This window comes from Corallococcus sp. AS-1-12, from assembly GCF_020036995.1.
Lineage (GTDB): Bacteria > Myxococcota > Myxococcia > Myxococcales > Myxococcaceae > Corallococcus.
On sequence record NZ_JAIQDD010000018.1, the window covers coordinates 25656 to 37788 of the forward strand.

Here is a 12133-nt window from a genome sequence, read left to right on the forward strand (position 1 = left end):
GCGGGACTCGGGACTGTCGCCCGCGTCCCACGTTTGGCAACTCGCGTCTTGCGGATGGCGGGCCCAAGTGCCATGGAAGGGACGTGGCCTTCCGATTTCTCGCACTTCCCGCCCACCGGCTGGTGGACTTCCCCAAGACCCTGCCGGACGACGAGCGCCTCGAGCCGGACCTGCCGCCGGTGCACGAGGCGGTGGAGCGCGCCCTCGCTGGCGCCGAGTTCCGCGACCTGAAGGCCCGCGACCGCCTGCGCGCCCTGCTCCAGGCGGACCGTCCCCCGGCCCTGGGCTCGCCGGGCAAGGGCTTTGGCGCGAGCGCCATCTTCGCCCAGCCGCCCCAGGACCTGCCGGCGCTGCTGCGCCTGGCGGATGAGCTGGAGCACATGGCCCGCCTGGAGGCCGGCGAGCGCGCGCTGGTGTGGAAGTGCGGCGAGTGCAGCGCCCGCTACGCGGTGCCGGTGGCCCTGGTGCGTCAGGTGTCCATCCGCTGCGAGCGCTGCGGCCACCCGGTGCAGTTGTCCTCGCAGCAGAGCCTGGGCGAGGAGGCCCTCATCGACCCGTTCCAGGGCGCGGTGAACAGCAGCCGGCACGAGCTGGCGGCCTTCTTCCGCGAGGCCATGGCGCGAGGCTGGCCGGTGCTCGTGGCCGAGGGCGGAGCCCCCGCTGCGCGCGGACGTCCCACCAGCCCGGCGGCCTGAGCCACCCCGCTGCCGTTCCCAAGGGGGCCCTTCCACGGGCCCCCTCTTCGTTTCAGATGAAGATGCCGGCGGAGGCGTCGTTGCGCGCCTCCTGGAGCTCCTGCGTGGCGGGGCGGCCACGCAGCGCGTCCGTCACCTGGCGCGGCGCATGACGGCCCGAGCACTTGGAGCACTCGCACTTGCCGCGCTTGCAGGTGCAGTCCGCCTTGCTGCCGCAGGAGCACTTCGCCGTCAGCAGTTGATCCATCTCCTCCAGCGGGCGCGGCGCGTCGTCCTTCCGGGCCTCCGGGGCCGGCGTCCGGGGCGCGGTGCCCTTGGAGGCGGCCGCCTTCGCGTGGGCCTCGCAGGCGTGGGCGCTGGCGGGCAGGAGCCAGAGGCCTCCCAGCAGCAAACCCGCGGTCATCAACGTCGCGCTGCGTGCCATGTCCGCTCTCCTTGGCGAAGGCCCGGGGAAGACTTGGGGGGAGGCGTCCGCCGCTCCGGCCTATAGCGCAGGGCATTCCCCCTGCCAAGGCATTGGCACGCACCTTTGCCTACCCTTCAACGGAGCGGACGGTGCGCTCGCCCGGCGCGGGGGTGGACGCGTACAGTCCGCGCCCTCCTGCCCGTGACGAACCGAACCGCCCGCATCGCCTTTGTCGCCGCGCTCGTCCTGGGGGCGCTCCCGCTCTGGGTGTCGCGCCTGCTGCCCATGGTGGACCTGCCGCAGCACCTGTACCTCATCTCGGTGCTGCACCGGCTGGACGACCCGACGACGCTCTACCCCACGCTGTTCGCGGCGCGGCACGAGCTGACGCCGTACCTGGGCTACTACTACCTCGTCAGCGCGCTCAACTGGCTGTTGCCGCTGGAGCTGGCCAACCGCGTCTTCCTCACCGCGTACGTGGTGGGGATGCCGCTGGGCATGGCCTTCCTCCTGCGCGGCCTGGGCCGGCCGTCATGGCCCGCGCTGCTCACGCTGCCGCTCGCGTACGGAGACAGCTTCGGCTGGGGCTTCATCAACTACCTGGCGGCCCTGCCGCTGACGCTCGTGTGCTGCGGCCTCTTCGTGCGGACGCTGACGGACGCGCCGCGCCGCGCGCGCTGGGGCGTGGGGCTGGCGGCGTGCCTGGTGGCGGTGCTGCTCTTCCACGTGCAGGCCTTCGGGTTCCTGGCGTTCGGGCTGCCGTGGCTGCTCCTCACCACGCCGGTGCCGGAGGACGCGGCGGCGAAGGGCCTTGTCGCCCGGCTGCGGCCGCGCGTGCCGGCGCTGCTGGGCGTGGTGCCCGGCGTGGCGCTGTTCCTGTCGTGGGTGGTGCTGCGGTTCGGCAACCCGCCGGACATCCAGCCGGGCGCGCCGTGGAAGGCGTGGGGGCCCACGTTCTCGCCGCAGAACCTGGCGTGGAAGGGCTTCGAGCAGAACCGCGCGGAGTTCTTCCAGGTGCTCGCCAACACGTTCCACGACGGCTCGGACCGCTGGCCGCTGTACGCGGTGGGCGCGGTGGCGGTGGCGGGCTGGGTGCTGGGCCTGGTGGCGCCGGGGACGCGCCGCGAGGGGCGGGTGGCGCGCTGGCGGCTGCTGGGGCTGGGCGTGCTGGCGCTGGCGCTGTACTTCCTGCTGCCCTTCGACATCCGGGGGTACGTCTACTACCTCAACACGCGCTACGCGCACCTGGCCGCGGCGCTGCTGGTGGCGAGCGTGCCGGCCGCGCGCGCGGACTGGCGGCGGCCGCTGGGGCTGACGGCGGCGGCGAGCGCGCTGCTGCTGGCGTTCGTGATGGGGCGCGGCTTCCAGCGCTTCTCCCAGGAGGCCCGGGAGCTGGAGGCGCTGTCCGAGCTGGCCGCGAACCGGCCGAAGGTGATGGGGCTGGTGTTCGACCCGCGCTCCAGCGTGGTGCGCTTCCCCGTCTTCATCCACGCCGCGGCGGTGGTGGCGCGCGAGCGCGGCGGGGTGCCCAACTTCACCTTCGCCACCACGCCCCACTCGCCGCTGCGCTACCGGGGGGAGGTGCCGCCCACCTTCCCTTCCGAGTGGCGGCCGCAGGAGATGGACTACGCGACGCAGGGCCGTTGGTACGACCACTTCCTGGTGCGCGGGGCGCATCCGTCGCGCGTCTTCGGCGCGCGGCTCCAGTCGGAACTGGTCATCGTGGGACAGAGCGGAGGGAGCTGGCTGGTGCGGCGGCGGTAGGGCGTGAAGTAGAAACCCGGTGCATGAGCCCTGCCTCCACCGAGCCCCGTCCCCTGCTGGATGCGTTGCGCGCCGGCGCGCCCCTGCCCGCCTTCCCGGAGGCGGACGTCGCGCGGGCCCGGGGGCTCGCGGACGACGTGGGCTCGGCGACCCCCGCGGCCGTGGAGGCCCTGCCCGAGGCCCTGGCGGGCGCGGTGCTGGAGGCCGCCGTGCTGGCGGGCCAGGTGGCGCTGCCGGAGGCCCTGTCCGCCTCGTCGGTGAGGCCGCTGGCCAAGGCCGCGAAGAAGGCGCTCTACCGGCTGCGCTCGCGCGGCGTCACCCCGCCGGAGGCCCCCCGGGAGGCGCCCCCGGCTCCGGCCCCGGAGACGCTGCCCACGCTGGTGACCGTGGTGTCCTCGGCGGGGCAGTACGGCCTGCTGCTCACGCGCGTGGTGCGCGGCGGCGTGGAGCTGCTCCAGGTCATCGCGTCGGATGAGCAGGGCGTGCTGGAGCTCTCGCGCACCGAGCAGAGCCGCGGGGACCTCCGCCGCATCCTCAAGCACGGGCTGAAGAACGGCTTCGGCATGGAGGTCTCCCGCGAGGAGGGGGCCCGGCTGCTCGCCGAGGCGGCGGCCCTCAACCTGCGCACCCGCACGCCCTTCCCGCCGGACCTGGAGGCCGCGCTGCGCCACCACGGCGTCCAGCCCCAGGAGCCCGAGCCCCTCCCCGCCCCCGAGCCCGACGACGTGCGCCGCGCCCTGGAGGGCGATCAGCTCCACGCGACGCCGGAGATCGCCGAGTGGATGCCGCCCGACGCGGAGGTGCGCGGCCTGATGGAGCAGGTGCAGGCGCTGGCCGGAAGCCCGCTGGCGTTGAGCGGGCCCCAGCGCCAGGAGCAGGTGCGGCAGAAGGTGCTGGACGCGGCGAAGGCCTTCTTCACCCCGGAGGTGCGCCAGCGCTACGCGCGCCGCCTGTGGCGCATGGCGGCCTTCTTCGACGCGACCGGGAGGGCCCTGCAGGCGGACATCGCCCGGGGAGAGGCGCGGCGCCTCTTCCACGGGCTCGACGCGCCCTTCTCGCTCTTCGCGGAGACGCTCTTCGCCAAGGTGGTGGTCCTGGCCGCGGCGGGTGCCCAGGCCCAGGCGGCGCAGGGCGCCCCGGGCTCCGAAGCGCCTCCTGTCACCCCCACGGGCGAGCGGCGCAGCCCCGGCGGCCTCATCCTGCCCTGAGAGGGCCCGCGTCCCGGACGCCCCGGGAGCGGGCCCGTGGACCTCAGGCCGGCTCCGTGCGGGCGCACAGGAGCAGGTCCAGGTTCTCCCGCTCCCAGGCGAGCGCCCGCTGGTAGTCGTGGAAGCGCTTCTCGTGCTCCATCAGCTCCGGCGGGTGGATGCAGCGCCGGCCGTCCTCGCCCCGGCGGGCGCGGTAGACGTGGTGCAGCATCTCGTGGAAGACGATCCACTCCACGAAGTACCGGGGCACCAGCGGCTGATCCAACGCCGGGTGGATGCGGATGACCTTCGAGTCCGCCGAGTACGAGCCCATCTTGATGCTCTTGCGAGGCCCCTTCACCCGGGGCGCCGGCCCGTAGGTGATGGCCGCGTCGATGCGGCTCTGGAAGTAGCGCTCGTTGAGCCGCTCATAGATGCGGCCCAGGTCGTGGTAGCGCCCCACCGGGGACAGCCGCAGCCGCTTGCGCATCTGCGCCGGGGACAGCCGGCGGATGAAGATGCGGTTGCGCTCGATGTAGCGGTCCAGGAGCGCGCTGGCGTCCGGGTCCCCCTTGCGCACGAAGCTCGCGAGCGCCTGGAGCACCTCGTCCGGCGCCGCCAGGAACATGTGGTGCAGCCTCAGCCGCCACAGCGCCCGCTGGCGTTGGAACGTCAGCATCGTGTGGGTGTTGTCGTGGATCTCCACCGCCACCTTCCCCCGCAGCCGCGTGCGCAGCCGGCGCTCCAACACGCGCCGCCACACCTTCACCAGTCGGTTGGGCTCTGGGGCGACCGGGAGCTGCCGGGCCACCCTCCCCGCGGGGTAGGTCCTCTGTCGGTTGATGTTCTTCTGCTTCTTCGCGCGAGCCATAGAGGGGCCGGAGTCTACGGACCCCTCTGACATGTGTAAACGCGCCCGCTTGGTGGAAAGCCAAGGAATTCCAACGACTTAAGGGCACTCAAGCTTACCCGGTCCTACGTGTCCTCCGGGGGGTGCGGATGCCGCATACGCGTAAGTCGCCGTGCCAATTAGCGTCGCCTGCGGCATGGGACCCGGAGCGTCTGGAGTTCCCCGGTTACAGGTCGGACGTTGTAGGTCTCGATACCCCGAGGTGCACGCTTTCCCGGGCAGGTGTACTGGACGCGAAGCGGGCCGGGAGCCAGGGCGACCACCTGGTTGATGGGCAGCTTTCCGCCCCCCGGCCGGCCGAGCACGGTGCGCGCCGGGGCGTCGAAGCGGACCTCCACGGTGGCGGGGGGTGGGGGCTCGACCGGGGTCGCCGTCTCCACGGGCGGAGGGGCCGCGGCATCGGTGCCCGCGGCGGCCAGCGTGAGTCCCGCGTCCAACGGGCTCGCGGAGGTGTCCGCGAGGGCGGGTGCTACGGGCTGCCGCGCGGAGGAGTCCGCGAGAGCGGGCTCCGCGGGCTGCCGCGCGGAGGAGTCCGCGAGGGTGGGTTCAGCGGGCTTCGGCGGCGCGGACTCGGCCGGAACAGGAGCGGGTGGCGAGGGCGCCTTCACGGGGGCGGTTCCCTGGGGACCGGGCCGCGCCGGGCCTCCCACTGGAGGCCCCTTCATGGGCGCGGGAGGCGCCTGCGCTTCCGGACCGAAGAGGCCCATCATCCACGCGAGCCCCAGGGCCAGCACGGCCACGAGCGCCACGCCCGCCACCACCAGCAGCGTGCGCGAGCGCCGGGGCGAACGGGAGGCGTCGAGCGTGTCGGGCCCCTCGTCGTCGTAGGCCTCGTCCTCGTCGACGGGGGCGCGCACGGCCCGCCGGGGCGGCGGCCTTCGCGGCGCCTGGAACCCGACGGTGGACTCGTCGTCGTCCGGGTCCCCGGTCGTGACGGGCGTCGGGTCCGTGAGGCTTATCCCGGAGGGTCCGGGGTCGGTGTTGAAGCGTTCGTCGTCCTCGAGGGACGGCCGCGGAGGCGGGCGGACGTTGCGAGCCCCCGGAGTTCCGGACGGGGCCGAACGGTTCGCGTCGCTGGAAGCGGAGGCGCCCCGGCGCGGGCCCGGAGGCTGCGACACGCGGCCATCGTCCCCCATGCGCCGGGGACCGGAGGCCACCGGGTCGGAGCGGCCATCGTCGCCCATTCGGCGAGGACCGGAGGACAAGGGCTCGGAGCGGCCGTCGTCGCCCATGCGCCGGGGACCGGAGGCCACCGGGTCGGAGCGGCCGTCGTCCCCCATGCGCCGGGAACCCGACGCCAGCGGATCAGACCGGCCATCGTCCCCCATGCGCCGGGGACCGGAGGCCAGCGGATCAGACCGGCCGTCGTTGGCGGACGCCATGCCCGACCGGCGCGGGCCCGGTGGCGGCGTCGTAGCGCGTCCCTCCGGCGTGCGACGCGGTGAGGGCGCGAACGGATCATCCCCGGCGCCCGCCCCGCGAGGCATGGCCACGCCAGACGACGGACGCCGCGAACGGTCTCCCCCACCCCGCTCGCCCGAAGGCCCGGAGCGCGCGGTCACCTCCGGAGGGCCGCGCCGCGCCGGTGCGGGCGTGGGCGCGACGGGCCGGGGACGGCGCGCGCGCAGGGGCACGGTGGAGTCACCCTCGTCGTCGTCCTCCTCCGCCTCCTCCTCGTCCCAGGCCTCCGCCTCGAACACAGGCTCCAGGTGGCGGCGCGGCGAGGGAGCACCGGGCATCGTCCCGACCGCGGTGGACTCGCCGTCATCGTCGTCGTCGCCCAAGGGCAGGTCGCGCGGACGCGCCATCTGCGTCTCCGGCTCCCCTTCCTCCGCGTCCCAGGCACGCAGCGCCGCGGCCTCCGCCGTGGGCCTGCGCGCGGGAGGCCGGGCCACCAGCCCCACGGGCGTCAGCGCCGAGGGCCCCCGCGGCGGCGACGCCGTCCCGCCCAGCGGCAGGGTGCGCGCGCCCGTGTCCTCGTCCAGCGGAGACGTGCGCGACGATGTGTCCTCCGTGAGGGGCAGCGTGCGCGCGGCGGTGTCCTCCGCGTCAGCCAGGGGCAGCGTGCGCGCGGCGGTGTCCTCCGGCAGGTCGGGCACCGGAGGCGGCAGCGGCGTGCGCAGGGGCGGCAGCGGCAGGGTCGCTTCGTGCCGGCCCGCGCGCTTCGCCGGGGGGATGTGGAGCACCGTGCGCTCCTCCTTCTCCCCCAGCAGCCGCGCGATGTACTGCGCCACGTCCAGGCTCTGCCGGAGCACGCCGGACGCGAGGAACGCCTCCAGGTCGTCACGCACGTCGGAGGCCCGCTGGTAGCGCTGGGTGCGGTCCTTCACCAGGCACCGCATCACGATGCGCGACAGCGCCTCCGGGTAGTCCGGGCGCACCAGGTGCGGCGGAGGCGGCTCCTCGTAGCGGATGGCGTAGAGGATGCCTTCCGTGGTGGCGCGGTGGAACGGCTGCTTGCCGGTGGTGATTTCGTAGAGCATCACCCCCAGCGCGTAGATGTCCGCCCGGTGGTCCAACCGCTCCTGCAGGATCTGCTCGGGGGAGAGGTAGAGGAACTTCCCCTTGATGACGCCCGGCTTGCTGCGCTCCATGAACGCGCCGGCCTTGGCGATGCCGAAGTCGACGAGCTTCACGCGCCCGTCGTACGAAATCATCACGTTCTGCGGAGAGACGTCCCGGTGGATCAGCTCCAGCGGGCGCCCATCCACGCCCCGGCTGAAGTGCGCGTGGTCCAGGCCCGCGGCGATGGCCGCGCAGATCTTCGCCGCGACCCCGTACGGCATGGAGGCGCCGAACTTGAACTCCTCCGCGAGCACGCGGCGCAGGTCCACGCCCTCCACGTACTCCATGCAGATGAAGATGTTGTCCCCCTCCTTCCCCAGCTCGTGCACCTGCACGATGTTGGGGTGGTGGAGCTGGGCGGCGATGCGCGCCTCGTCCAGGAACATCTGGACGAACTCCGGCTCCTCGGAGAGGTACGGGAGGATCCGCTTGATGACCACCAGCGTGGGGTCCGGCGGCTTGTGCGCCAGGAACAGCTCCGCCATCCCGCCCAGCGCGAGGCGCTTGATGAGCAGGTATTTGCCGAACGGGGTGGCCGTCTGGGGCGAGCTCAAGGACGTGGAAGGTGTGGGCCGCGGGTGGAACTTTGAAGCGTGTCCGGAGCCTACCTGCATTCCCGCCCCGGGGGGAGCCGTCCGACCCGCCCGGCGCCGGACTCTAGGCAGGCCCGGCGGAGCACGCGAACTTTCGGGCTCCAGCCCCTGAAACACGACCGCCCCCCAGGGCACGAAGCCCTGGGAGGCGGACGGGGAAAAGCGTCAGGCGGAAGGCGGATTACTCCGGAGCCGCCACTTCGCCCGGCAGGTCCGCGCAGCCCTGCGGGATGATGGTGTAGGTGTAGCGCTGGTCGGTGCCCGGCACGCCGCTGTCGGAGAGGTTGTTGCCGCAGCCGGTGATGTCGGAGCTGCCGTTGGTGCAGGGCGCGAAGGTGTAGGTGTCCCAGACGCCGCTGATGCCGTTGGGGAACGTCACCGCGCCGCCATCCAGGGCCGCCTTCTGGTAGTCGCAGCCCTCGAACGTACCGCCGTCGCTGAAGGTCCGGGAGCGGGTCTTGTCGTGGTAGACGAGGATGCCGCCCGTGACCTCGAAGCCGTAATAGAGGGTGCCCGCGTCCTCGTTGTCCAGGCGCTGGAACTGGGTGGGCTGCGGGTTGGTCAGCGTGAGCGGACCCGCCAGGTGAACGCGCGTGCCCAGGTAGGACGCGGCGTTCTGGGGCGCATCCAGCGACGCCTGCAGGTCCGCCACCGTCACCTCGTTGGCGGCCGGCCGGGCGTCCACGCCCGCGTCGGACTTCACGGTGATGGTGAGCTTCAGGCCGTTGCGGTAGTCGTTCGCCAGGTGGTGACGGCGGCCGCTGAACGGCTGGAAGTTCGGCTCGGTGCCGAAGAAGCCCTCGATGTCGATCTTGTTGCCGGGCTGCGGGCGATACGTATCCGGCACGTCATCGTAGAACTTGCTGATGTAGAGGCCTTCCTTCGGGAAGGCCGGATCCGTCACCCAGAAGAACGAGCGCCACTGCTTCCCGTCGTTGCCCAGCTTCTCGTAGTCGACGTCGGTGACGACCACGTCGCGCAGCGTCGTCTTGGTGTTGAACGGCAGCTTGCGCGTCGCGGCGATCTGCCCCGCCGTGCCCGCGTCAGAGCCCGCGTCAGAGCCCGCGTCGGTGGTGCCCGCGTCAGAGCCCGCGTCGGTGCTGCAGACGCCCGTGCAGCCGGCGTCGGGAGTGGGCGTGGGGTTCTCATCGTCACGGCCGCCACAGCCGGCCGCGGTGGCCATCGCCGCTGCGGCCAGGAGGGCCGCAGCGCCCAGCTTCGTGCGCAGTTCCATTTGTAATTCTCCGGGGGGTGAGAGGCGCCGAGGTGGTTGAAGTCCGACGCCGGTCGGGCTGAGGATTCAGGCCCTTATACCGGTGGCTCACCAGGGCCGGCAAGGAACGGACCGAGGCCCTGTCCGTGACATCGTCGTCAATTCAGGAATAGGTGGATCATGCTGCCGCGCGACATGTTTCTCCATGGGCTGAAGCCCACGCTCCACATCGCGCATCGCGGCGGGGCGCTGCTCGCGCCGGAGAACACGCTGGAGGCCTTCCAGCGCGCCGTCCACACGCACCGCACGGACATGCTGGAACTGGACGTGCACCTGTCGCGCGACGGCGAGGTCATCGTCGCGCACGACGACACGCTGGAGCGCTGCACCGACGGAGAGGGTCCGCTCGCGGCGCTGACGCTGGCGGAGCTGCGCAAGCTGGACGCGGGCTACCGCTTCACGCCGGACGAGGGCCGCACCTTCCCCTTCCGCGGCCAGGGCGTGCGCCTGCCCACGCTGCGCGAGGTGCTGCGCGCCTTCCCGGCCCTGCGCCTCAACGTGGAGCTCAAGCCGGACGTGCCGGGCGCGGAGGGCGTGCTCGCCCGCCTGCTGACCGAGGAGGCGGCCCTGGGCCGCGTGTGCCTGGGCAGCGAGCAGGACGTCATCGCGGAGCGGCTGTACGAAGAACTTCCCGACGCATGCCACTTCTACCCGCGCGACGCGCTGGCCGCGTTCGTCCTGGCGCTCAAGGCGGGCGAGACGCCGCCGGAGGACGCGCGCTACCGCGTGCTCGACATGCCGCTGTATTTCGGCGAGGTGCGGCTGGTGGACGACGTGCTGCTCAAGGCCGCGGCCGAGCGCGGCAAGTGGATCAACGTGTGGACCGTGGATGATCCGGCGGAGATGGACCGGCTCCTCGCGGAGGGCATCGGCGGCATCATGACCGACCGGCCGGACCTGCTCCGCCAGCGAATGGACGCCTCTGGAAAGCCGGGTTAAGCCTCCGGGCTCCATGCCCCGCTCCACCGCCCGCGCGCGTCCGGCGACGTCCCGCACCGAGCCGCCCTCGACCCAGGCGCCGCCTCCGGCCGACGCCGCAAAGAAGCCCGCTCGCAACGCCCTCAAGCTCAAGGTGAAGGTGCCGCGCGCCAAGCGCTTCGTGGCGCTCGCGGGCAACATCGGCGCGGGCAAGACGACGGCCGCGAAGCTCATCAGCCAGGGCTTCGGCTTCGAGCTCTTCGACGAGCCCGTCATCGACAACCGCTTCCTGCGTGACTACTACGGCGACATGACGCGGTGGTCGTTCACGCTGCAGTTGGAGTTCCTCATCCGGCGCGTGGAGCACCACGAGCTCATCCACTCCGTCAGGAAGAGCTGCGTGCAGGACCGCACGCTGTATGAAGACCCCGAAATCTTCGCCAAGTACCTGCACGGCCTGGGGCACATGACGAACGCGGAGCTGGACCTGTACTACGAGTACTTCCAGCGCCTGTCGCGCCACATCGTGCGGCCGGACAAGGTCATCTGCTTCGACGTGCCGTCGGAGGAGGTGCTGCTCCAGCGCATCCGCACGCGCGGCCGCGCGGAGGAGAAGGGCATCGGGCGGCCCTTCCTCAAGGGCCTCAACGGCTACTACGCGGGCTTCCCCCAGGTGCTCCAGGAGAAGTACGGCGTGGAGTGCCTGGTGGTGGACGTCTCCAAGTCGGACATCCGCAAGGGCGCGGGCCGCGACGAGTTCATGGACCGCGTCTCCGCATTCCTGGCCTGACGCCGTACCAACTCTCGTGCGACGCTCCGTCGCGCCATGCACGACCTCAGCCCCAAGAGCCCGCGCGACTCCGAAGTGGTGATGACGCAGCTCATCCTCCCTCCGGACGCCAACAACCTGAACGCCGCGTTCGGCGGGAAGGTGATGCAGTGGATCGACATCTGCGGCGCCGTGGCCGCCCAGCGCCACTGCCGTCAGGTCGTGGTGACGGCGTCCATGGACGACCTGCACTTCCACGCCCCCATCCGCGTGGGCTGGATTGCCCTCCTGCACGCGCGCGTGCTCGCGGCGTTCCGCACCTCGCTGGAGGTGGGCGTCACCGTGCACGCGGAGAACCCGCTCACCGGTGAGCGGCACCTCACCACCAGCGCGCTGCTCACCTTCGTGGCGCAGGGCCAGGACGGCAAGGGCGTGCCGGTGCCGCCGCTGCTCCTGGAGTCGGACGCGGAGCGCCAGGCCTTCCAGGAGGCCGAGGCCCGCCGCGCCCAGCGCCGCAACCGCGGCCAGGGGGAGCAGAACTGGATGAAGGTGATGAAGCCCGTGGCCGGCGCCTGAGGCTCCGGAGCCTGGACGCACGAAGGGCCGGGGGCACGCCTGCCTGGCGTCCCATCCCGGCCCCTCCTCACCCCTGAAGCGACGGACAGCGGCTCAGGTGGTGAAGGACGTCCCGCAGCCGCAGGACGACTTGGCGTTGGGGTTCTCGAACTTGAAGCCCGCGCCGGTGATGCTGGTGACGTAGTCGATGTGCGTGCCCGAGAGGTACTGGGCGCTCAGCGCGTCGGTGGCGATGGTGACGCCGTCCTGCTCCCAGGTCTGGTCGCCGGCCTTCGTCTCCTTGACGAGGTTCAGGTCGTACCCCAGGCCGCTGCAGCCGGAGGGCACCACGCGGATGGAGAAGAAGTAGCCCTGGAAGCCCTGGGCCTGGATGACCGTCTTCACCTGGGCGATGGCGGCGGCCGTCAGGACGACGGGCGCGGAGGCGGCGGGCTGGGAGGCCGGCGTGGTGCCGGCGACGGCGGTAGAAGTATCCAT

Annotated in this window: 11 protein-coding genes; 6 read left to right on the forward strand and 5 right to left on the reverse strand. The window is 72.4% G+C overall.

Annotated elements, in window-relative coordinates:
• The first annotated feature begins 83 nt into the window (after positions 1-83).
• Entirely contained in the window at positions 84-695 is a 612-nt protein-coding gene (locus K8556_RS25075) for a zinc-ribbon domain-containing protein (RefSeq protein WP_223742613.1), read from the forward strand.
• A gap of 52 nt (positions 696-747) precedes the next feature.
• On the opposite strand, the gene K8556_RS25080 is transcribed toward K8556_RS25075, so the two are convergent.
• On the reverse strand, positions 748-1119 hold the full coding sequence (locus K8556_RS25080; RefSeq protein WP_223742614.1) for a metallothionein: 372 nt from the start codon (positions 1117-1119) through the stop codon (positions 748-750).
• 183 nt (positions 1120-1302) lie between these two features.
• Here K8556_RS25080 and K8556_RS25085 point away from each other — a divergent pair, with 183 nt between their 5' ends.
• Both K8556_RS25085 and K8556_RS25090 read left to right on the forward strand, forming a co-directional pair.
• Positions 1303-2865, forward strand: coding sequence for a hypothetical protein (locus tag K8556_RS25085; protein WP_223742615.1), 1563 nt, complete (start codon positions 1303-1305; stop codon positions 2863-2865).
• 23 nt (positions 2866-2888) lie between these two features.
• A complete protein-coding gene (locus tag K8556_RS25090; protein ID WP_223742616.1) occupies positions 2889-4073 on the forward strand; it encodes a hypothetical protein in 1185 nt (394 codons plus the stop codon).
• 43 nt (positions 4074-4116) lie between these two features.
• On the opposite strand, the gene K8556_RS25095 is transcribed toward K8556_RS25090, so the two are convergent.
• From K8556_RS25095 to K8556_RS25105, 3 genes are all read right to left on the reverse strand, one after another.
• Positions 4117-4923, reverse strand: coding sequence for a hypothetical protein (locus tag K8556_RS25095; RefSeq protein WP_223742617.1), 807 nt, complete (start codon positions 4921-4923; stop codon positions 4117-4119).
• Positions 4924-5081: 158 nt separating this feature from the next.
• The gene (locus K8556_RS25100; RefSeq protein ID WP_223742618.1) at positions 5082-8081 is read right to left on the reverse strand and encodes a serine/threonine protein kinase; all 3000 of its coding nucleotides are present in this window, start codon (positions 8079-8081) and stop codon (positions 5082-5084) included.
• A gap of 220 nt (positions 8082-8301) precedes the next feature.
• Positions 8302-9354, reverse strand: a complete 1053-nt coding sequence (locus tag K8556_RS25105) for a hypothetical protein (RefSeq protein WP_223742619.1) — start codon at positions 9352-9354, stop codon at positions 8302-8304.
• 159 nt (positions 9355-9513) lie between these two features.
• On the opposite strand from K8556_RS25105, the gene K8556_RS25110 reads away from it, so the two are divergent.
• The 3 genes from K8556_RS25110 to K8556_RS25120 are packed head-to-tail and all read left to right on the forward strand — an operon-like array spanning position 9514 to position 11656.
• Positions 9514-10332, forward strand: coding sequence for a glycerophosphodiester phosphodiesterase (locus K8556_RS25110; protein ID WP_223742620.1), 819 nt, complete (start codon positions 9514-9516; stop codon positions 10330-10332).
• A gap of 13 nt (positions 10333-10345) precedes the next feature.
• A complete protein-coding gene (locus K8556_RS25115) occupies positions 10346-11101 on the forward strand; it encodes a deoxynucleoside kinase (protein WP_223742621.1) in 756 nt (251 codons plus the stop codon).
• A 36-nt stretch (positions 11102-11137) separates the two neighbouring features.
• Positions 11138-11656: an acyl-CoA thioesterase gene (locus tag K8556_RS25120; protein ID WP_223742622.1), complete on the forward strand. Its 519-nt coding sequence runs from the start codon at positions 11138-11140 to the stop codon at positions 11654-11656.
• A gap of 93 nt (positions 11657-11749) precedes the next feature.
• Here the strand turns inward: K8556_RS25120 and K8556_RS25125 are convergent, their stop codons facing one another.
• Positions 11750-12133 carry an iron-sulfur cluster assembly accessory protein gene (locus K8556_RS25125; protein ID WP_223742623.1) on the reverse strand — a complete coding sequence of 128 codons (384 nt, stop codon included), beginning with the start codon at positions 12131-12133 and terminating at the stop codon, positions 11750-11752.